The organism is Rhodococcoides corynebacterioides NBRC 14404 (assembly GCF_001894765.1).
GTDB classification, from domain to species: Bacteria; Actinomycetota; Actinomycetes; order Mycobacteriales; family Mycobacteriaceae; genus Rhodococcoides; species Rhodococcoides corynebacterioides.
This window is the reverse complement of sequence record NZ_BCWV01000003.1, coordinates 453,362-473,354: the sequence shown is the minus strand read 5'-3', so window position 1 is coordinate 473,354 and position 19,993 is coordinate 453,362. Positions and strand designations below refer to the sequence as shown.

The window sequence follows — 19,993 nt, the reverse complement described above, 5'->3', positions numbered from 1 at the left end:
CATCGCGGATCTCGGCCCGATCGTGTGGAAGAACTCGCGCGCGGCGGGCTGTCGGGAGATGCGACGTGACGGTCCCAGCGGACTCACCCCCGAGGTCGCCGATCGCACGGTAGTAATGAGCCATGGACACGACCACGATCGACACACCCCAGGGCCAGGTACGCGGACGCACCGAGAACGGTGTCACCGCCTTCCTCGGGGTGCCCTACGCGGCGGCGCCGTTCGGGCCGAACAGGTTCCGGGCACCCACGGCGCCGCCGTCGTGGGATGGAGTGCGCGACGCGCTCGACCACGGCGCCACGGTGCCCAAGGTCGGGTACCGGCCGCCGACCAGCGAGATCCTCAGCGAGCCGGTGGTCGAGGGTGACGAGTGCCTGAACGTCGCCGTGTACACCCCGGACGTCGCGGGATCGGCACCGGTGTACGTGTGGATCCACGGCGGGGCGTTCGTCAACGGCAGCAACGCCGTTCCGGCCTACGACGGGCCGGCGTTCGCCCGCGACGGAGTGGTGGCGGTGGTGACCAATTATCGGCTCGGCGTGGACGGGTTCGCGCGCATCGAGGGCGCGCCGGCCAACCGCGGTCTGCTCGATCAGGTGGCGGCGCTCGAGTGGGTGCGCGACCACATCGCGGCGTACGGCGGCGACCCGTCGCAGGTGACGGTGGCGGGCGAGTCGGCGGGGGCGATGAGCGTCGCCACGCTGCTCGCGATGCCCCGCGCCGACGGCCTGTTCCGACGCGCGATCCTGCAGAGCGGCGGCGGGCACAACGTCATCGCGGAGGAGACCGCGACCCGGGTGGCCGCGGCGCTCGCGTCGTCGCTGTCGGTGGACCCCACGATCGACGGGTTCGGATCCGTCCCGGTGGACGCGCTGCTGGATGCGCAACGGTCGCTGTCGGACCGGGTGGCGGCGGAGGCCGCGTCCGGCGCGTGGGGCGAGCTGGCGCTGAAGACGATGGCGTTCCAGCCCTACGTCGACGGCGACGTCGTGCCGGCGGAGCCGTACTCGCGCATCGCCGACGGCGCGGGTGCGGAGGTGGAGATCCTGATCGGCACCACCAGCGAGGAGCACGCCTTCTTCCTGGTGCCGGCGGGCATCGTCCCGCACATCACCGAGGACTACCTGGCGGCGATCCTCGCCGGCTACCGGCTCGACCCCGCGGCTCTGGACGTCTACCGCGCGCAGGTGCCGGACGCCTCGCCGGGCGAGCTGATGATCGCGATCATGACGGACTGGTTCTTCCGGATGCCGGCCGTGCGGATCGCCGAGGCCCACCCCGCGCACGTGTACGAGTTCACCTGGCGCTCACCGCTGTTCGACGGGAATCTCGGGGCGTGCCACGCGCTGGAGCTGCCCTTCGTGTTCGACGTGCTGGACAAGCCGGAGACCGCCCGCATCACCGGTCCCACGCCGCCGCAGACGCTGGCCGACGAGATGCACCGCGCGTGGGTCGACTTCGTCCGCACCGGCAACCCGGGATGGGGGCGGTACGGCACGGCCCGGACGGTGAAGATGTTCCCCGGCACGACCGTCGACGATCCCCGCGCGGCGACTCGGGAGGTGTGGGACGGCGTCCGGTGACCGCGCACGCGGGTACGACGTGGCGGCGCGGCGGTCGTGAGAAACTGACCCCATGAGCATCGGAACTCTGATCCTTCTGCGCCACGGCGAGAGCGAATGGAACGCGTCCAACCAGTTCACCGGGTGGCAGGACGTGCGCCTGACCGAGAAGGGCGAGGCCGAGGGGCGGCGCGCCGGCGAGCTGCTGAAGGACGCCGGGGTGCTGCCCGACGTGCTGTACACCTCGTTGCTGCGCCGCGCGATCAGCACCGCGAACCTCGCGCTCGACGCGGCCGATCGGCACTGGATCCCCGTGGTGCGGGACTGGCGCCTCAACGAGCGTCACTACGGTGCGCTGCAGGGGTTGAACAAGGCGGAGACCAAGGAGAAGTACGGCGACGAGCAGTTCATGCTGTGGCGTCGCAGCTACGACACCCCGCCCCCGCCCATCGAGGCCGGCAGCGAGTACAGCCAGGACGCCGATCCCCGCTACGCCGACCTCGAGACGGTGCCGCTCACCGAGTGCCTGAAGGACGTCGTCGAGCGGTTCGTCCCGTACTACGAGGAGACGATCGTTCCCGAGCTCCGCGCGGGCCGCACGGTCATGGTGGCGGCGCACGGCAACTCCCTGCGCGCGCTGGTGAAGTACCTCGACGAGATCTCCGACGCCGACATCGCCGCACTGAACATCCCCACCGGCATCCCGCTGAGATACGACCTCACCGAATCCGGCGACAAGCTCGTCCCGACGACGCCCGGTGGCGTCTATCTCGATCCGGAGGCCGCCGCAGCGGGTGCGGCGGCCGTGGCGAACCAGGGCGGAAAGTAGCCCCCACGTGAACGCAGCGCGAACGGGCGTCGGACGCGATGTGACGTTGGGAAAACCCGGCCCACCGTGCGACGACGCCCGTTCCGACCGCCGTACGATTCGCCCGTGAACACCCCGACCGTCGTCATCCTCGTCGCCGTCGCGGCGTTCGGTGGCTACCTGGTCGGTGGCGTGCTGGTGCCCTATCTGACGTCCGTGCGTGCGCAGCGGATCAAGCGCGAGAACGGGCTGACGATGTCGCAGGTCCTCGACCTCATCGTCCTCGCCGCGCAGAGCGGCATCGCCGTGGTCGACCAGTTCCACGACGTCGTGCTGTTCAACCCGCGCGCGGAGGAGCTGGGACTGGTGCGGGCCCGGTCGCTCGACGAGCGCGCCTGGAAGGCCGCGACCCGTGTCCTCGAGACGGGGGAGGACGTCGAGGTCGATCTCACGGTCCTCGATCAGCGGGGCCGGCCCGGCATCTCGGTCCGCGGCACGGCGCAGTTGCTCAGTCGCGAGGACCGCCGCTTCGTGGTGCTGTTCGCCGACGACGATTCCGAGCAGGTGCGGATGGAGGCGACGCGTCGGGACTTCGTCGCCAACGTCAGTCACGAACTCAAGACCCCCGTCGGGGCCATCGGCCTGCTGGCGGAGGCCCTGCTCGAATCGGCCGACGACCCGGCGTCGGTGCATCACTTCGGCGAACGCATGCTCGACGAGTCCACGCGGCTCGGCAACATGGTCAGCGAACTGATCTCCCTCTCCCGGCTGCAGGGCGCCGAGAAGCTGCCCGACCTCGAGGTGGTCGACGTCGACACCGTGGTGCGCAACGCCCTCGCCCGGTCGGAGCTGAAGGCGCAGGCCGCGGGCATCACCGTCACCACCGATCACCCCAGCGGGCTCGAGGTCCTCGGCGACCAGACCCTCCTGGTGACGGCGCTGTCGAACCTGGTGGAGAACGCCATCGCCTACTCACCGCAGGGCGCGCCCGTCACGGTCACCCGCTCCCAGCGCGACGTCGACGGTCAGCGCATGGTGGCGTTGGCGGTGACGGACCGCGGCATCGGGATCGCGAAGGAGCATCAGGAGCGTGTGTTCGAGCGCTTCTTCCGCGTCGACAAGGCGCGGTCGCGCGCGACCGGGGGAACTGGCCTCGGACTCGCGATCGCCAAGCACGTCATGGCCAACCACAACGGCCGCATCGAGCTGTGGAGCAAGCCCGGCACCGGGTCCACCTTCACCCTGCTGATCCCCGCTCACATCGAAGACGACGGAGAACCGTCATGACCGCAAAGGACATCCCGTGACGAGTGTGCTGATCGTCGAAGACGAGGAATCGTTGGCCGATCCGTTGGCCTTCCTGCTGCGCAAGGAGGGGTTCGAGGCGACGGTGGTCGGCGACGGCCCGTCCGCGCTGGCCGAGTTCGATCGGTCCGGGGCGGACATCGTCCTGCTCGACCTGATGCTCCCCGGCATGAGCGGGACGGACGTCTGCAAGCATCTGCGCAGCCGCTCGGGAGTGCCGGTCATCATGGTCACCGCCCGCGACAGCGAGATCGACAAGGTGGTCGGCCTCGAGCTCGGGGCCGACGACTACGTCACCAAGCCGTACTCGTCCCGCGAGTTGATCGCGCGGATCCGGGCGGTACTGCGCCGCGGCGCCGACACCGAGGAGATCGACGACACGTCCGTCCTGTCCGCGGGCCCGGTTCGGATGGACGTCGAGCGGCACGTGGTGCAGGTGAACGGTGAGACGGTCACCCTCCCGCTCAAGGAGTTCGACCTGCTCGAGTACCTGCTGCGCAACTCCGGTCGCGTCCTGACGCGTGGCCAGCTGATCGACCGCGTCTGGGGTGCGGACTACGTCGGCGACACCAAGACGCTCGACGTGCACGTCAAGCGGCTCCGCTCGAAGATCGAGGCCGACCCGGCCAAGCCGGTCCACCTGGTCACCGTGCGCGGACTGGGCTACAAACTCGAGGAGTGAGCCGGTCCGCGCCGAGGGCCGCTCAGGTCCGTGAGGCCTCGCGCGTGGCGGGGTGCACGGCGATCAGGCCCAGCCCCTCCCGCCGGCGGCACAGCGCGGCGAGCTCGGTGTAGACGTCGATGCCCAGGAGCTCGGTGAGTTCCGGAGCGTAGGACTGCCACACGGGCCTGCTGCCGACGTGCGCGTCGGGGGAGCCGGTGCAGTACCAGGACAGGTCGGCGCCGCCCTCGCCCCAGCCGCGCCGGTCGTACTCGCCCACCACGGTCTGCAGGATCTCGACGCCGTCGGGCCGGGTGACCCAGTCCTGGGTGCGTCGAACGGGCAACTGCCAGCAGACGTCGGGCTTCACGGTGAGCGGCTCGACGCCGGTGCGCAGGGCCATGCGGTGCAACGCGCAGCCGATCCCACCGGCGAAGCCCGGCCGGTTGAGGAAGATGCACGCGTCCTTGTACTTCCGGGTGCGCACCGCCTGCTCGCCCTCGAGGTCGTCGACCTCGGTGTAGCCCTTCTTGCCGTGGCCCTTCTCGAAGAACTGCCAGTCCTCCTCCGTCAGCATCGCGACCGACCGATCGAGCTTGGCCCGATCGTCGTCGTCGGAGAGGAACGCGCCGTGCGAGCAGCAGCCGTCGTCGGGCCGCCCGGCCACCGTGCCCTGGCAGGCGGGGGTGCCGAACACGCACGTCCACCGCGAGAGCAACCACGTCATGTCCACGCGCACCAGGTGGGCGGGATCGGTGGGATCGGTGAACTCGACCCACTCGCGCGGGAAGTCCATCGGCACCTCGGGCGCCGGGTCGAGCTTGGCCGTCGCCACCGGTTCCAGCACGTCGGCCGGGCGTTCGGTGACGTCCTTCGGAGCACGTGTCACAGGCCACGACGCTAGACCCAGTACGGTGTTCGATGTGCGGCTAGGGGTGCTCGACGTCGGAAGCAACACCGTTCATCTCCTCGTGGTCGACGCCCATCGTGGTGGTCACCCGACACCGATGAGCTCGACCAAGGCTGCGCTGCGCCTCGCGGAGAACACGGACGACGCGGGCGACATCACCGTCGCGGGCGCGGACCGACTGGTGCGGACCGTCGCGGATTTCGCCGGTATCGCCCGATCGTCCGGATGCGGCGAACTCATGGCGTTCGCGACGTCCGCGGTGCGTGACGCCCGCAATTCCGACGCCGTCCTCGGCCGCGTGCGCGACGAGACCGGCGTCGACCTGCAGGTTCTCTCCGGTGAGGACGAGTCGCGACTGACCTTCCTGGCCGTGCGCCGCTGGTTCGGCTGGAGCGCCGGCCGCATCCTCGACCTCGACATCGGCGGCGGATCGCTCGAGCTCAGCACGGGTATCGACGAGAACCCCGACGTCGCGATGTCCCTCCAGCTCGGCGCGGGGCGCCTCACCCGCGACTGGCTGGACGAGGACCCGCCGGGCAAACGTCGCGTCGCCGTCCTGCGGGACTGGTTGGACGCCGAACTGGTGGAACCGGCGAAAGCCGTCCTCGCGCCCGGGCTGCCGGACCGCGCCGTGGGAACGTCGAAGACCTTCCGTTCGTTGGCCAGGCTGACCGGAGCGGCACCGTCGGCGGCCGGCCCCCGGGTCAAGCGCACGCTGACCGCAGACGGCCTCCGCCAGGTGATCTCCTTCATCTCCCGGATGACGGCTGCGGATCGCGCGGAGCTCGAGGGGGTCAGCGCCGACCGGTCGCGGCAGATGGTGGCGGGTGCGCTCGTGGCCGAGGCGGCCATGCGCGCGCTGTCCCTCGACACGCTCGAGATCTGTCCGTGGGCGCTGCGCGAGGGGTTGATCCTGCGCAAGCTCGACACCGAGTCGTTCGGTGACGTCGTGCCGACGACGGCGACGTGACCGACCGACGTGACCGACCGACGAGAACGACCGCGAAACGACCAGGTGAGTGAGACAGGGCGCGAGATGACCGACGACAACACAGGCGGCACCACCGGCCCGGTGTCGGTGGCGGAACTGCTCGCCCGCAACGGCGCGACCGTGGGCACCGGCGGTCGGCGGCGTCGCGGCATGGCCGGCGGCATCTCGGTCGCCGAGCTGACCGGGGAGATTCCCGTCGTCCGGGACGAGCCGCCGGCCGACGACCGGACCGCCGACGACCGAACCGAGAACACGCCGAACGACGACGACCGGGCCGGCGAGGAGCGAACCGAAGAGACCCCGGTCGTCGCCGAGGAGGCCCCGGCCGGTGCCGAGGAGGCCCCGGCCGAGCAGGACCGCGAGGCAGAGCAGGACCGCGAGGCAGAGCAGGACCGCGAGGCAGAGCAGGAGCCCGAGGCAGAGCAGGAGCCCGAGCCGGTGGCCGAGACGGCGACCCGCCGTCGTCCCACCCCGGCCTTCGTGCCGCAGGAGGAGCCGGCGCTCTTCTCGGGCGCCCCCAGCGTGGCGGGGGACCGGTTGCGGGAATCCGTTGCCCGCCCGGACCGTCGCAGCGAGCCCGAGCACCATCCCGAGCCGGAGGCCGTGGTCGAACCGGAGCCCCAGCCCGAGCTGGATCCGGGCCTGGAACCCGAGCAGGCGGCCGAGCCGGAGACCACCGTGCTCACCCGGGTCGATGCCGATGCCGATGCCGACGCCGACACCGACGCTCACGACACCGATCGTGCCGACACCGACGCCGACACGGACACCGCGACCGAACCTGCCGCAGAGGAGACCCCGGACGCCGTCGCCCCGGCTCGGTCGCGCGGACCGATCCGGCAGTGGCTGTCACTGGTGGGCCAGGGCGTCGTCGCGATCGTGCTCGGCGCGCTGCTGTTCAAGGGTTTCGAGCGGCTGTGGGAGATGCTGCCGTGGGTCGCGCTGGTGCTGGCGTTCTTCGTGATCGTCGGCCTGGTGGCCGTGGTCCGCGTGCTGCGCCGCACCGACGACATCGTCTCGATCCTGCTCGCGGTGGTGGTGGGCGTGTTCGTCACGCTGGGGCCGCTGGCCTTCATGTTGTCCACATGACGGTGCCGGTCGGTCTGTCGACGGCGTCGGTCTATCCGCAGAACACCGAGTCCGCGTTCCGGTTCGCCGCCGACCTCGGATACGACGGCGTCGAGCTCATGGTCTGGGCCGAACCGATCAGTCAGGACCCGGCGGCGATCCGTCGACTCTCTCGTCGGTACGGAGTTCCGGTGCTGGCCGTGCACGCGCCGTGCCTGCTCATCACGCAGCGAGTGTGGGGGTCGGACCCGGTGGCGAAGTTGGCCAGGACGGTCCACGCCGCGGAGTCGCTGGGCGCGCGCACCGTGGTGGTGCACCCGCCGTTCCGGTGGCAGCGCGCGTACGTCGAGGGCTTCGCCGCGCAGACCGGGGAGCTCGAGGAGGCGTCCGACGGCGTCGTGGTGGCCGTGGAGAACATGTTCCCGATGCGGCTCGATCGACTGTTCGGCGCGGTGACCGGCTCCGCGCGCCGACTCGAGCGGCGCGGCGGTCGGCCGGGCCTCGGCGTGTCCGCCTTCGCGCCGTCGTACGACCCGACGGACGTCGGCTTCGCGCACTACACGCTGGACTTCTCGCACACCGCGACGTCGGGACTCGACGCCGTCGACCTCGCCGACCGCATGGGCCGCGGGCTGGCGCACTTCCACCTGGCGGACGGCCGCGGCGCGTCCGTCGACGAGCACCTGGTGCCCGGCGACGGCACCCAGCCCGTCGCGCAGGTTCTGCGCCGCGTCGCGGAGCGGGGCTTCGACGGCCAGGCGGTGGTGGAGATCAACACGCAGAACGCCCGCACGGCGGCCGAGCGCGCCACCGCCCTCGAACGGTCCCTCGCCTTCGCCCGCACCCACCTCGGCCGGCCCACGCGGTCGGCCCCGGCAGAACCGAGTACGTCGTGACCGATGCCCCCTTCCGCGATCTGACGACGCTCGAGCGGACCGGGACCGACGTGTTCGCCGGCACCGTCGACTCGACGTGGACCATCGGCCCGAAGGTGCACGGCGGCGCGATGATGGCGGTGTGCGCTGCGGCCGCGGCGCAGCGCCTCGCGGGGGACGACGACCCGGCCGTGCTCTCGCCGCTCGCGGTGAGTGCGAGCTACCTCGCGGCACCCGATCCCGGTCCGGTGACCGTCACCACGACGATCCACAAGCGTGGTCGCCGCGTCGCCCACGTCGACGCCGTCCTGAGCCAGGGCGACCGCCCCGCGGTGCGGTGCGTCGTCACCCTCGGCACGCCGGACACCGCTGCGCCGGTCCATCAGGAGCACGAGGGTCCGCTCGCGTCCGTCCTGGCCATGGATCCGACCCCGCCGGAGACCGCCGCCCGCGTCGCACCCGGACACCCGATGGCCGACGTCGTCCACGTCGCCCGGGGCTGCGACATGCGACTCGACCCGACCGCCGCGCATTTCCTCACGGGCGCACAGGGATCCGCCGAGATCCGGATGTGGGTGCGCCCGCGACCGGACGACGGGAACGATCCCGCCACCGCCGCGCTCTTCGCCGTCATGGCGGGTGACATCTGCCCTCCGGTCACGATGAACCGCGGGCTGTTCGGGTGGGCACCGACGGTGCAGTTGACGACGTACCTGCGCCGCACGCCGACGCCGGGGTGGCTGCGCGTGACGTCGTCGTCGGCCGTCGTCGGGGGACAGTGGTTCGAGGAGGACCACACCATCGTCGACGAGACCGGCGCGCTGGTGGTGCAGAGCCGTCAGCTGGCGATGGTGCCGCTCCCGCCGGCCTGATCGGCCCGCGTGAGAACCTGTCACCCATGACGAGAATCGCGGTGATCGGTGGCGGCCGAATCGGAGAGGCGTTGATCGCCGGTCTGATCGAGGGGGGACTGCCGACGGGCTCGGTGGTGCTGGCGGAGAAGCACCCGGCGCGGGCCGAGGCCGTGGCGACGCAGTTCGGCATCCGCGCGACGAGCGTCGTCGACGCCGTGGAGGGTGCCGACGTCATCGTCGTCGCCGTCAAGCCGGACGACGTGGACTCCGTCGTCACCCAGATGTCCAAGGCCGAGCTGAACGGCGAGCGCGAGCAGATCGTGGTGTCGATGGCCGCGGGGGTGCCGGCGTCGCGGTACGAACCCAAGCTGCCCGCGGGCATCCCGATCGTGCGGGTCATGCCCAACACCCCCATGCTCGTCGGCGAGGCGATGAGCGTGCTGGCTCCGGGCCGGCACGCGCGGTCCGAGCACATCGAGGCCGTCCGCAAGCTGCTCGGCACCGTGGGCCGGACCGCCGTGGTCGCGGAGGACAAGATCGACGCGGTGACGGCGGTGTCCGGGTCCGGGCCCGCCTATTTCTTCCTCATGGCCGAGGCCATGGTGGACGCGGCCGTCGGGTTGGGCCTGACACGCGAGACGGCGACGACGTTGGTGACGCAGACCATGGTGGGGTCGGCCGCGATGCTCGATCGGTCCGACGAGACGGCCACGGAGCTCCGCGCCGGGGTCACCTCGCCGGGGGGAACGACGGCCGCCGCCCTCGCCGAGCTGGAACGACGCGGATTCAGGGCCGCCGTGCTGGACGCCGTGGAGGCGGCCCGAGCGCGCAGCGTGGCGCTCGGAATCCCGGCCGACGGGACTCCGCTGATCGGCTGATCGGGTCGGCTCCGTCGGCAATTCGGACGAAATCCACCCCCACCCGTCGCAGAAGTCACAGGTGTCCCGCTAAGCTCGGTCGCAGCACGTGCGTGTCTGTTCCGCCGGAGGGGAAGCCGGCGGCGCGGACGTGCCGGAGGTATGTGAATTTCATGGAATCAGTGGACAAGCCGTCCGGGTCGGGTTCGAAGAACTCGTCGCACGACGGAGGACCGGCCGTGGCCGGTACGCAATTCCTCACGGTGGCCGAAGTGGCGTCGCTGATGAGGGTCTCCAAGATGACCGTGTACCGCTTGGTGCACGGCGGCGAGCTGCCGGCCGTTCGGGTGGGCCGCTCGTTCCGAGTGCATGCGAAGGCGGTGCACGACTACTTGGAGACCTCCTACTTCGACGCCGGATAGGCGCGCGAGCCCCGCGGTCGGATCACCCGATTCGGGCGAGCGTTGCCTGCCGGTTTATGATGGGGGCTGCACACGCGCGTGCGGACAGCCCCTGCGCCGTTGTGCGCACCTTCCGAGGTGCGCCGCCCCGCCGTGCGCAGCAGCACACGCTGCCGACCGATACGACCAGAAGAACGCGAGGACACCCGCATGGGTTCAGTGATCAAGAAGCGCCGCAAGCGCATGTCGAAGAAGAAGCACCGCAAGCTGCTGCGCCGCACCCGCGTTCAGCGCAGGAAACTCGGTAAGTGATTCGTCCGCGGCGGTGACCGCCGCGCCGACTCTGCCCGTGCCCGTCAGGTGCACGGGCAGAGTCGTGTTTCGGGGGCGTCGTCTCTCGGGGCTGTCGTGTCTCGGGGCCCCGCCCCCCGCGTCGTCTGTGGCCGAGTCCACAGCGCGGATCGGCGACCCGTGACACGATGGTCGGGACGAGTAGGCGAGATTCACGAGCGAGTCGGGGTGAGATCGATGAGCGATGACAGCCGTGCCCCGGCCGCGCCGCGCGTCGTTCTGGTGACCGGCGCCAGCCGCTTCCTGGGCGGCTACCTCACGGCGCGGCTGGCACAGGATCCGTCGGTCGAGCGGGTGATCGCCGTCGACGCCGTCGCCCCGACCAAGGACATGATCCGACGGATGGGGCGCGCCGAGTTCGTGCGCGCCGACATCAGGAATCCGCTCATCGGCAAGGTCATTCGCAGCAGCGAGGTCGACACCGTGGTGCACGCCTCGCTCATCTCCCGGCCGCCCGGCGGCGGTGGACGCACCGTCATGAAGGATCTCAACGTCCTCGGCGCGATGCAGCTGTTCGCCGTCTGCCAGAAGTCGCCGTCGGTACGGCGGGTGGTGCTCCGCTCGTCGACCGCGGTGTACGGGTGCAGCGCCAAGGACCCCGCCCAGTTCACCGAGGAGATGGGGTCGAAATCGCGCCTGCGCGGCGGCTTCGCGCGCGACGCGGTGGAGACCGAAGGCTATGCGCGTGGGCTCGGCCGTCGTCGTCCCGACGTGGACGTGACCATCCTGCGCAACGCGCCCATGATCGGCCCGCGGCTCAACGGGGCCGTCTCGCGGTATCTGACCTCACCGCTCACGCCGTCGGTGCTGGGGCGGGATGCCCGGATGCAGTTGCTGCACGAGGAGGACGCTCTCGCGGCGCTGGAGCGAGCCACCGTCGCCGGGCCGGCGGGCACGTTCAACGTGGCCGCCGACGGCATCGTCATGCTGTCGCAGGCCATCCGGCGCGCCGGGCGCATCGAGGTGCCGGTGCCGCCGGCGCTGTTCCGCACGACGGGCAAGGCGGTGATGGGGTCGCTCATGCGCGGCTTCTCCGAGGAACAACTCGACTACTTCAACTTCGGCTGCGGGGTGGACACGACGCGCATGAAGACCGTGCTGGGATTCACCCCGAGGTGGACCACGATGCAGGCGTTCGACGACTTCGTCCGCGGAGTGGCGCTGACGCCCGTGGTGCGACGGGAATGGATCGACGCCGCCGAAGCGCGTCTGCTCGCGCTGCTCGGTGTCGACGCCGCGCGACCGGCTCCGATGCGATCCGTGGCGGCGGGGCGGTGAGCGGGGTGGCGAAGGTGATTCCGCTGCGCGGCTCGGTGACCCGTCCGGCGCGGTCGGCGTCCGGCAGCACGCCCGAGGACGTCCGCGGGCGTCATCCGTCGGCCTACACCGACGCGCCCGTCGTCGGTCCGCGGCTCGACCCACCCACGGCGCCGGTCCTCGCCGAGTCCGTGCCGGACGAGGCAGCCGAGCGCACGTCGTCGGCCCTCGACGCACTGCGCCGCGCGGTCGCCGAGCGTGTGTCCGGCGGTGCCGATTTCCTGCGTACCCGGTTGTCCGGCGACTACGAGGTGGACGAGTTCGGCTACGACCCGCACTTCGCCGACAACGTGTGGCTGCCCGCGCTGCGGCCGTTGTTCGACAAGTGGTTCCGCGTCGAGGTCCGCGGGATCGAGAACGTTCCAGCGACGGGGGGAGCGCTGGTGGTCTCCAACCACGCGGGCGTCATCCCCATCGACGGTCTGATGGCGTCGGTGGCCATGCGCGATCACCACCCGCAGAAGCGCGCCCTGCGCATGTTGGCCGCGGACCTGGCGTTCGAGACGCCGCTGGTGGGCACGGTCGCGCGTCGGGCCGGACACACTCTGGCCTGCCAGCCCGACGCGGAGCGGTTGCTGCGCGGCGGCGAGGTGGTCGCGGTGTTCCCGGAGGGCTTCAAGGGAATCGGCAAGCCGTTCAGCGAGCGGTACAAGCTGCAGCGCTTCGGGCGCGGAGGGTTCGTCTCGGCCGCACTGCGGACCCAGACGCCGATCATTCCGTGCTCGATCGTCGGTTCGGAGGAGATCTACCCGAAGATCGGCGATCTGACCACGCTGGCGCGCGTGCTGGGTCTGCCGTACTTCCCGGTGACCCCGCTGTTCCCGCACTTCGGTCCGCTGGGACTGATCCCGCTGCCGTCGAAGTGGTACATCGAGTTCGGCGAACCCATTCGGACGGACCAGTTCTCGCCCGCTGCGGCGGACGATCCGATGGAGCTCTTCGAGGTCACCGACCACGTCCGCGAGACCATTCAGCAGACGCTGTACCGGTTGCTGACCCGACGGCGCGGGGTCTTCCTCGGATGAGGCCGACGTCGGTCTCCGATCCCGTTCCGCCGCAGGATCTCTCCGGCCTGGTCGGCCACCGGATGATCTACACGTACGCCAACGGGTGGCAGTACGAGATGTACGTCAAGAACGCGACCACCATCGACTACCGCATCCACTCCGGCCACGTCGGGGGCCGCTGGGTGCGGGACCAGGACGTCGACCTGGTCGCCCTGGCGGCCGGCGTGTTCAAGGTCTCCTGGACGGAGCCCACCGGGACGAGCGTCGTCGTCACCGTGGTGCCCGAGCAGCGCGTGCTGCACGGCACGATCTTCTTCCCGCACTGGATCGAACTCGACGGGGACAAGACCGTCCTGTACCAGAACGACCACCTCGACGAGATGCGCCGCTACCGCGACGCCGGTCCCACCTACCCGATCTACGTGGTGCCGGAGTTCGCCCACATCACGCTGTTCGAGCACGTCGGCGATGACGACGAGACCGTGATCGACACCGCCCCGGGCGCCCTGCCCGCCGGCTTCGCCGACCGCACGAACTAGCGCGCCCGCACCATCCGGTCCACGATCTCGGCCGAGAGGGTCACCAACGGCAGACCGCCGCCCGGGTGGGACGATCCGCCCACGAGGAACAGCCCGTCCACGGGAGATCGATTGGCGGGGCGCAGGAATGCGGCGAGCGCACCGTTCGACGACGTGCCGTAGATCGACCCGCCGGGCGTCACGGTGCGACGCTCCAGATCGGCGGGGGAGAGGATCTGCCGCCACAGCACGCGATCCCGGACGTCGACACCGCGGGCGGCCATGATCGCCAGGATGCGGTCGGCGTAGCTCTCCGCGAGTCCGGGTGCGTCCCAGTCCACCAGTGAGCGCGATCCGCGGCCGTGACGAGCCGCGTTGACCAGGACGAACCAGGCGTCGGAGTCGTCGTTCGGCCGCAGCGCGGGATCGTTCGGCGCGCTGACGTACACGGTGGGGTCCGTCGCGGGATGCGCAGCGCGCGTACGGGTTCCGAAGACGGCGTCGAACTCGTCGTCGTAGTGCGCGGGGAACAGGATGCGGTGGTGCGGGGTGTCCGGATCGCGGCCGCGCAGGGCGAGCAGCACGACGAATCCGGACAGGCTGGGCGTGGTGGCCCCGATTCGCCGCCGGGTGAGCGCGGTGCGCCGGGACGGGGGCAGCAGGTCACGGTACACCTGCTCGGCGTCCGCGTTCGCGATCACCACGTCGGCGTCGACGGTGCCCGCGGTGGTGTGGACCCCGCGGACCCGCCCGTTCTCGGTGGCGATGCCGGTCACCGTCACCTTTGTGTGAATGTCCGTGCCGCACAGTCGCGCTCGGTCCGCCAGCGCGTCCGCGATCCGGTGCAGTCCACCCGGCACGTGCCAGGACCCCCAGCGCTGCTCGACATGGGGCACGGTGGCCAGAGCAGCGGGTGCCCGCCGCGGGTCCGATCCGGTGTACGTGGCGTAGCGATCAAGCATCGTCGTCAGTCGTGGGTCCGTCAGGTACTGCGCGCCGAGGCCGCGCAGGCTCGACCACGGCGCGATCGTGCGCACGTCGCCGACCCGGCGTCCGAGCGTCAGCAACTCCCGCGGACCGATGGACGACTCGAGGAACGCGGCGTGCGTGGCGTCCCAGATCCGTTCGGCCCGTGCGGAGAAGGCACTCCACTGCGCTCCCGCGCCGGCCCCCAGGGCGGCATCGAGCGCGTCGGGGATCTGCTCGGCGTACCCGGGCATGTCCAGCGCCGTGCCGTCGGCGAATCGATAGCGACACGCGACCGGCAGTCGATCCAGCGGCAGGTCGGCGGGACCGCCGGTGTCGTCGAACACGGCCCGCAGCACGTGCGGCATGGTGACCAGCGACGGCCCGGTGTCGAAGACGAAGCCGTCCCGGCGGACGATCCCGAGCTTGCCGCCGAGGTCGGCGGACTGTTCCAGCACGGTGACGTCGTACCCGCCGTGGGACAGGCGCGCGGCGGCGGCCAGACCGCCCACTCCCGCGCCGACGACGACGGCGCGGGTCACGGCAGCATGCGCGTCACGGCAGCACGCGCCTCACGTCTGTTTGCGCCCCAGCACCGCGGCGACGCCGCCGCCGACGGCACCGAGCGCCAGCGCGGTCGGCACGCCGATCTTGGCGGCCTTGCGTCCGGTGCGGAAGTCCCGCACCTCCCAGCCGCGGTTCTTCGCCAGCTCGCGCAGGTCGGCGTCGGGATTGACGGCGACGGCCGTGCCGACCAACGAGAGCATCGGGACGTCGTTGTACGAATCGGAGTACGCGGTGCACCGCCGCAGATCGAGGCCTTCCCGCACGGCGAGCGTCCGGACGGCGTGCGCCTTGCCGCGTCCGTGCAGGATGTCCCCGACGAGGCGGCCGGTGAACACGCCGTTCTCGCTCTCGGCGACCGTGCCGAGCGCTCCGGTGAAGCCGAGCCGGGACGCGATGATCGACGCCAACTCCACCGGCGTCGCCGTCACGAGCCATACCTGCTGACCCGCGTCGAGATGCATCTGGGCGAGCGCTCGGGTGCCGGCCCAGATGCGGTCGGCGATGATCTCGTCGTAGATCTCCTCGCCGAGCCGCACGATCTCGGCGGTCGACCGGCCCTCGACGAAGGACAGCGCCTTGGCGCGGCCGGTGTCGACGTCGCCCAGGTTCTCCTTGCCGCTCACGCGGAACTTCACCTGCTGCCACGCGAACTGGGTGATGTCCTTGGTGGTGATGTACTTGCGCGCCGCGAGGCCGCGAGCGAAGTGGATGATCGACGCGCCCTGCACCATCGTGTTGTCGACGTCGAAGAAGGCCGCCGCCGTGAGGTCGCGGGGGACCGGACTCGGACCGTCCCCGTCTCCGTCGCCGTGGGCCTCGGCGCTGTCCCTGGCCTCGGCCTGCAGTGCGATGGCGGCGTCCGCACTCGCCTCGCCGGCGAGGGTGGCGCGGATCTGCGCGGCCGTCGGACCGAAGGGGTTGCGGATACGGCGGGCCATACGATCGCGCGCGCCGGCGGGATCGACCCGGCGACGGTCGCGGGAGTCGTCGAGAATCTCGGGCTCGTCCTGATCGGCCATGCGCACCTCCCCCTCGTCGAACCCGTCCACGACCGGTCGCCGCCGCGGGACGTGACCAGCCTAGTCGCGGCGTACCCCGTCACGAGAGAATGGGCCCATGACGGACGGTCGACACACGGTGACATTGCTGACACGCGCGGGGTGCGGCGCGTGCGACGGGGCGATGGCGGTGCTGCGTCCGCTCTGTGCGGAGCTGGACGTCGCGCTGGACTCCGTCGACGTCGACGAGGCAGCGCAGCGGGACCCTGACCTGCGGGCGGAGTACGGAGACCGGCTGCCGGTGGTGCTGCTCGACGGCCGTGAGCACAGCTACTGGGAGGTGGACGTGGCCCGGCTGCGCCGCGATCTGGGGGCGCCCGACGCGGGCTGACCCGTCCCGGCGGACGTGGGGGTGCGCAGGAGGCGCGGGATCGTAGCACACGGCTCGGCGACTTTGTTCATACGTTCACGAGCGGTTACCGTGGTTATCGAGTCAAGGGGTCGGTGACCTCCCGGCGCGAGCGGTGACCACGGGGATCGCTCGTGCCCACCGGCCTGCTCGAACACCGTGCGAGGAGTCATCGACGTGACCGCTGACCGCCGGCAACCCGGCGCCGAGACCGCGCGGGCGACCGCGAGCGGTGTCCGCCGTCAGCAGCACGACGCTCCCGTCGCCACTCGCACTCCCTCGATCCCCAAGGCTACGGTCACCCGTCTGGCCGACTATCTCCGGGTACTCGCTGCGGTCGCCGAGCGTCGCATCCTGGTGGTGTCGAGCGAGGATCTCGCCGTCGCGTCCGGGGTCGGTTCCGCGACGTTGCGCAAGGACCTCTCCTTCCTCGGACCCATGGGTGTCCGGGGCGTCGGCTACGACGTCGCGCGTCTGCGCGCCCGCATCGAGCTGGCCCTGGGTCTCGACCGCGGTCACCGAGTGGTGCTCGTCGGGCTCGGGAACCTCGGGTCCGCGCTGATCGGATACGAGGGCTTCGCGCGCCGCGGGTTCACCCTCGTCGGACTGTTCGACGTCGCCCCGGACGTGGTGGGCACCACCGTGTCCGTCGGTACCGCGGCGGACGGCTGTCGAGAGCTGACGGTGCGGCACGCCCGCGACCTCGCCTCCGCGGCCGCCGATCTCGGAGCGACCGTCGGCGTCGTCGCCACTCCCGATGCCGCCGCCCAGTCCGCCGTCGACGCACTCGTCGACGCCGGGATCGACTGCATCCTCTCGTTCGCCTCGATCGACCCGGTCACCCCACCGCACGTCGATCTGCGTCGGGTCGACCTCGCCGTCGAGTTGCAGATCCTCTCGTTCGCCAACGCCCACAAGGCCCAGCGCCCTCGACCGGTCCGATCGACCTGCCGGGACGCCGCGACCGTCCTGACCACTCCAGGCGACACAGCCACTCCAGTCGATCCCGACCGTGTTCCGGTCGGGGCGCACAGCAGAACGGATCGGTGATCTTTCCGTGAGTGTTCTCCTCCTCGGGATCTCGCATCGCAGCGCTCCCGTGTCGGTGCTCGAACGTGTCGCCGTCGGCGACACCGACCGCCCGAAGCTCACCGATCGGATCATGGCGTCCTCGCACGTCTCCGAGGTCATGATCGTCTCGACCTGCAACCGCGTGGAGGTCTACGCGGTGGTCGACGCCTTCCACGGCGCCCTGACCGATCTCGGCGCCCTCTTGTCGGAGCACTCCGGCCTGGACCTCGCCGAGCTGACCAAGCACGCCTACGTGCGGTACAGCGAGGCCGCGGCCGAGCACCTGTTCGCGGTCGCCGGTGGCCTGGACTCGATGGTCGTCGGCGAGCAGCAGATCCTCGGACAGATCCGCGCCGCCTACGCGGCGTCGGACGCGCAGCAGGCCTCGGGTCGCACCCTGCACGAGCTGGCCCAGCAGGCGCTGCGCGTGGGCAAGAAGGTGCACTCGGAGACCGGCATCGACAAGGCCGGCGCCTCCGTGGTGTCGGTCGCACTCGACCGGGCCGCCGATGTCCTCGGGTCGCTCGCCGGTCGTCGCGCCGTGGTGCTCGGAGCGGGCGCGATGGGCGGACTGTCCGTCGCGCACCTGGTCCGCGGCGGCATCGGGGCCGTGACCGTGGCCAACCGCACCGCCTCGCGCGGAGCGCGGCTCGCGGAGACGGCCGCCGAGGCCGGGGTCGAGGCCGTCGCCGTCACGCTGGACGACCTCGCCGACGCCGTCACCGAGGCCGACGTCCTCGTCACCTGTACCGGTGCGGTGGGCGCCGTCGTCACCATCGCCGACGTGCACCGCGCCCTCGCGCGCCGCGATACCGCCGCCCGCCCCCTGGTCATCTGCGATCTCGGCCTGCCGCGGGACGTCGAGCCCGCCGTCGCCGGTCTGCCCGGGGTGACGGTGCTCGACATGGCCACGCTCCAGCACGATCCGGCCGCGGGCGCCGCCGCGTCCGACGAGCGCGCCGCCCGCGACATCGTCGCCCGCGAGCTCGCCGCCTACCTGTCCGGTCAGCGCCTCGCCGAGGTCACCCCCACCGTGACCGCCCTCCGCCAGCGCGCGGCCGAGGTGGTCGAGGCCGAACTCATGCGTCTCGACTCCCGCCTGCCCGGCCTGGCCGACCCTCAGCGCGACGAGGTGGCGCGTACCGTCCGCCGCGTCGTCGACAAGCTGCTCCACGCGCCCACGGTGCGGGTCAAGCAGCTCGCGACGACTCCCGGTGGGGACTCCTACGCCGAGGCGCTGCGGGAGCTGTTCGAACTCTCGCCGTCCACCGTCCAGGCCGTGGCGTCGCCGATGGAGGTCGCCGCCGTCGACACCGACAACCCCGGTGCCGCCCTGGCCGACGACTTCACCGTCTCCCGCGAGGTGACCGAATGACCGCCGCCGCTCTGGAGAAGCGGGTGATCCGCGTCGGCACCCGCGGAAGCCTGCTGGCGACCACCCAGGCCGAGACCGTGCGCGCGGCCATCACCGCTGCCGGGGTCGAGACCGAGCTGGTGATCGTGGCCACCGCCGGTGACAAGTCGGCCGCGCCGGTCCAGCAGATCGGCGTCGGCGTCTTCACCGCCGCGCTGCGAGAAGCGCTGGCGGACAACACCATCGACGTCGCCGTCCACTCGTACAAGGATCTGCCGACGGCGCAGGATCCGCGCTTCACCGTGGCCGCGATCCCGCAGCGCGAGGACCCGCGTGACGCCCTCGTCGCTCGGGACGGCCTCGTGCTGGGCGCGCTGCCGCCGGGAGCCACCGTCGGCACGTCCGCGCCGCGTCGCATCGCGCAGTTGCGTGCTCTCGGACTGGGTCTCGACGTCCGGCCGTTGCGCGGCAATCTCGACACCCGCATCGGCAAGGTCACCTCCGGCGATCTCGACGCCGTCGTCGTCGCCCGCGCCGGACTCGCGCGCATCGACCGACTCGACGTGGTCACCGAGGCGCTCGAGCCCGTGCAGTTCCTGCCCGCGCCGGCCCAGGGTGCCCTCGCGGTCGAATGTCGCAGCGACGACTCCGATCTCGCCGCGGTGCTCGCCCGGCTCGACGACACCGCCGCCCGGGCCACCGTGACCGCGGAGCGGGCGCTGCTCGCCGAACTCGAAGCCGGCTGCACCGCGCCGGTGGGCGCCATCGCCGAGGTGGTCGACTCGCTCGACGACGACGGCCGGGTGATCGAGGAGCTGTCCGTCCGCGGCTGCGCGGCGGCCGTCGACGGCTCGGACGTGGTGCGCGCATCGGCCGTCGGGGCCGTGGCGGACGCCGAGAAGCTGGGCCGGTCCGTGGCCCGAGAGTTGTTGGACCTCGGGGCGCGTGACCTCGTCGAGGTCACCGAACCCGCCTCGTCGCCGACGGCGGCGAGCACGACCACCGGGGGCGGCGATGCCTGAACCCCGCGCCCTGCGCACGATGGCCGGTCACGGACCGCGTCGCCGAGCGAGACGAGGGTGTCCCGCGACCCGTGACACGATCGCCACCGCGCGGCTGATCCCGAAACGGGGTCCCGCCACC

The 19,993-nt window shown here is 71.4% G+C and carries 21 protein-coding genes; 18 read left to right on the top strand and 3 right to left on the bottom strand.

Annotation, left to right across the window (positions count from 1 at the left end; all coding sequences use genetic code 11):
- The first annotated feature begins 122 nt into the window (after nt 1-122).
- The 4 genes from RC2_RS07505 to RC2_RS07490 all read left to right on the top strand — a co-directional run bounded on the left by RC2_RS07505 (nt 123) and on the right by RC2_RS07490 (nt 4,357).
- On the top strand, nt 123-1,583 hold the full coding sequence (locus RC2_RS07505; protein ID WP_068145888.1) for a carboxylesterase/lipase family protein: 1,461 nt from the start codon (nt 123-125) through the stop codon (nt 1,581-1,583).
- Between the two features lie 52 nt (nt 1,584-1,635).
- Complete coding sequence (locus tag RC2_RS07500; protein WP_068145891.1) at nt 1,636-2,391, top strand: phosphoglyceromutase; 756 nt, start codon at nt 1,636-1,638, stop codon at nt 2,389-2,391.
- 105 nt (nt 2,392-2,496) lie between these two features.
- Nucleotides 2,497-3,657 (top strand): sensor histidine kinase, encoded by a 1,161-nt coding sequence (locus RC2_RS07495; RefSeq protein WP_068145893.1) that lies wholly within the window; start codon nt 2,497-2,499, stop codon nt 3,655-3,657.
- 16 nt (nt 3,658-3,673) lie between these two features.
- Nucleotides 3,674-4,357 (top strand): winged helix-turn-helix domain-containing protein, encoded by a 684-nt coding sequence (locus RC2_RS07490; protein ID WP_068145896.1) that lies wholly within the window; start codon nt 3,674-3,676, stop codon nt 4,355-4,357.
- Nucleotides 4,358-4,379: 22 nt separating this feature from the next.
- Here RC2_RS07490 and RC2_RS07485 read toward each other — a convergent pair whose 3' ends face one another.
- On the bottom strand, nt 4,380-5,132 hold the full coding sequence (locus RC2_RS07485; RefSeq protein WP_068146093.1) for a DUF3109 family protein: 753 nt from the start codon (nt 5,130-5,132) through the stop codon (nt 4,380-4,382).
- Nucleotides 5,133-5,259: 127 nt separating this feature from the next.
- Here RC2_RS07485 and RC2_RS07480 point away from each other — a divergent pair, with 127 nt between their 5' ends.
- The 10 genes from RC2_RS07480 (at nt 5,260) to RC2_RS07435 (ending at nt 13,506) form a co-directional block, all read left to right on the top strand.
- Nucleotides 5,260-6,216 (top strand): Ppx/GppA family phosphatase, encoded by a 957-nt coding sequence (locus tag RC2_RS07480; RefSeq protein WP_068146090.1) that lies wholly within the window; start codon nt 5,260-5,262, stop codon nt 6,214-6,216.
- 66 nt (nt 6,217-6,282) lie between these two features.
- Nucleotides 6,283-7,326 (top strand): Rv0497 family membrane protein, encoded by a 1,044-nt coding sequence (locus RC2_RS07475; protein ID WP_068145899.1) that lies wholly within the window; start codon nt 6,283-6,285, stop codon nt 7,324-7,326.
- Entirely contained in the window at nt 7,323-8,201 is an 879-nt protein-coding gene (locus RC2_RS07470) for a sugar phosphate isomerase/epimerase family protein (protein WP_068145901.1), read from the top strand. Before RC2_RS07475 ends, RC2_RS07470 begins: the two co-directional genes overlap by 4 nt.
- The gene (locus RC2_RS07465; protein WP_068145905.1) at nt 8,198-9,052 is read left to right on the top strand and encodes a thioesterase family protein; all 855 of its coding nucleotides are present in this window, start codon (nt 8,198-8,200) and stop codon (nt 9,050-9,052) included. Before RC2_RS07470 ends, RC2_RS07465 begins: the two co-directional genes overlap by 4 nt.
- Before the next feature lie 26 nt (nt 9,053-9,078).
- Nucleotides 9,079-9,912: a pyrroline-5-carboxylate reductase gene (proC, locus tag RC2_RS07460; protein WP_068145906.1), complete on the top strand. Its 834-nt coding sequence runs from the start codon at nt 9,079-9,081 to the stop codon at nt 9,910-9,912.
- A 152-nt stretch (nt 9,913-10,064) separates the two neighbouring features.
- Nucleotides 10,065-10,313, top strand: coding sequence for a helix-turn-helix domain-containing protein (locus tag RC2_RS07455; RefSeq protein ID WP_068099453.1), 249 nt, complete (start codon nt 10,065-10,067; stop codon nt 10,311-10,313).
- A gap of 189 nt (nt 10,314-10,502) precedes the next feature.
- Nucleotides 10,503-10,604, top strand: coding sequence for a 30S ribosomal protein bS22 (locus RC2_RS07450; protein WP_003402602.1), 102 nt, complete (start codon nt 10,503-10,505; stop codon nt 10,602-10,604).
- 216 nt (nt 10,605-10,820) lie between these two features.
- Complete coding sequence (locus RC2_RS07445) at nt 10,821-11,921, top strand: NAD-dependent epimerase/dehydratase family protein (protein ID WP_072681244.1); 1,101 nt, start codon at nt 10,821-10,823, stop codon at nt 11,919-11,921.
- Nucleotides 11,918-12,985: a lysophospholipid acyltransferase family protein gene (locus RC2_RS07440; protein WP_068145912.1), complete on the top strand. Its 1,068-nt coding sequence runs from the start codon at nt 11,918-11,920 to the stop codon at nt 12,983-12,985. Before RC2_RS07445 ends, RC2_RS07440 begins: the two co-directional genes overlap by 4 nt.
- Nucleotides 12,982-13,506: a phenolic acid decarboxylase gene (locus RC2_RS07435; protein ID WP_068145914.1), complete on the top strand. Its 525-nt coding sequence runs from the start codon at nt 12,982-12,984 to the stop codon at nt 13,504-13,506. Before RC2_RS07440 ends, RC2_RS07435 begins: the two co-directional genes overlap by 4 nt.
- On the opposite strand, the gene RC2_RS07430 is transcribed toward RC2_RS07435, so the two are convergent.
- Both RC2_RS07430 and RC2_RS07425 read right to left on the bottom strand, forming a co-directional pair.
- Nucleotides 13,503-14,993 carry a phytoene desaturase family protein gene (locus RC2_RS07430; protein ID WP_068145917.1) on the bottom strand — a complete coding sequence of 497 codons (1,491 nt, stop codon included), beginning with the start codon at nt 14,991-14,993 and terminating at the stop codon, nt 13,503-13,505. The genes RC2_RS07435 and RC2_RS07430 overlap by 4 nt on opposite strands.
- 30 nt (nt 14,994-15,023) lie before the next feature.
- On the bottom strand, nt 15,024-15,956 hold the full coding sequence (locus RC2_RS07425; RefSeq protein ID WP_082895387.1) for an HAD family hydrolase: 933 nt from the start codon (nt 15,954-15,956) through the stop codon (nt 15,024-15,026).
- A 178-nt stretch (nt 15,957-16,134) separates the two neighbouring features.
- On the opposite strand from RC2_RS07425, the gene RC2_RS07420 reads away from it, so the two are divergent.
- From RC2_RS07420 to hemC, 4 genes are all read left to right on the top strand, one after another.
- The gene (locus RC2_RS07420) at nt 16,135-16,407 is read left to right on the top strand and encodes a glutaredoxin family protein (RefSeq protein WP_068145920.1); all 273 of its coding nucleotides are present in this window, start codon (nt 16,135-16,137) and stop codon (nt 16,405-16,407) included.
- A gap of 195 nt (nt 16,408-16,602) precedes the next feature.
- Nucleotides 16,603-17,475, top strand: coding sequence for a redox-sensing transcriptional repressor Rex (locus tag RC2_RS07415; RefSeq protein WP_068145923.1), 873 nt, complete (start codon nt 16,603-16,605; stop codon nt 17,473-17,475).
- Between the two features lie 7 nt (nt 17,476-17,482).
- Nucleotides 17,483-18,871 (top strand): glutamyl-tRNA reductase, encoded by a 1,389-nt coding sequence (locus RC2_RS07410; RefSeq protein WP_068145925.1) that lies wholly within the window; start codon nt 17,483-17,485, stop codon nt 18,869-18,871.
- Complete coding sequence (gene hemC / locus RC2_RS07405) at nt 18,868-19,872, top strand: hydroxymethylbilane synthase (RefSeq protein ID WP_068145928.1); 1,005 nt, start codon at nt 18,868-18,870, stop codon at nt 19,870-19,872. Before RC2_RS07410 ends, hemC begins: the two co-directional genes overlap by 4 nt.
- Nucleotides 19,873-19,993 lie beyond the last annotated feature (121 nt).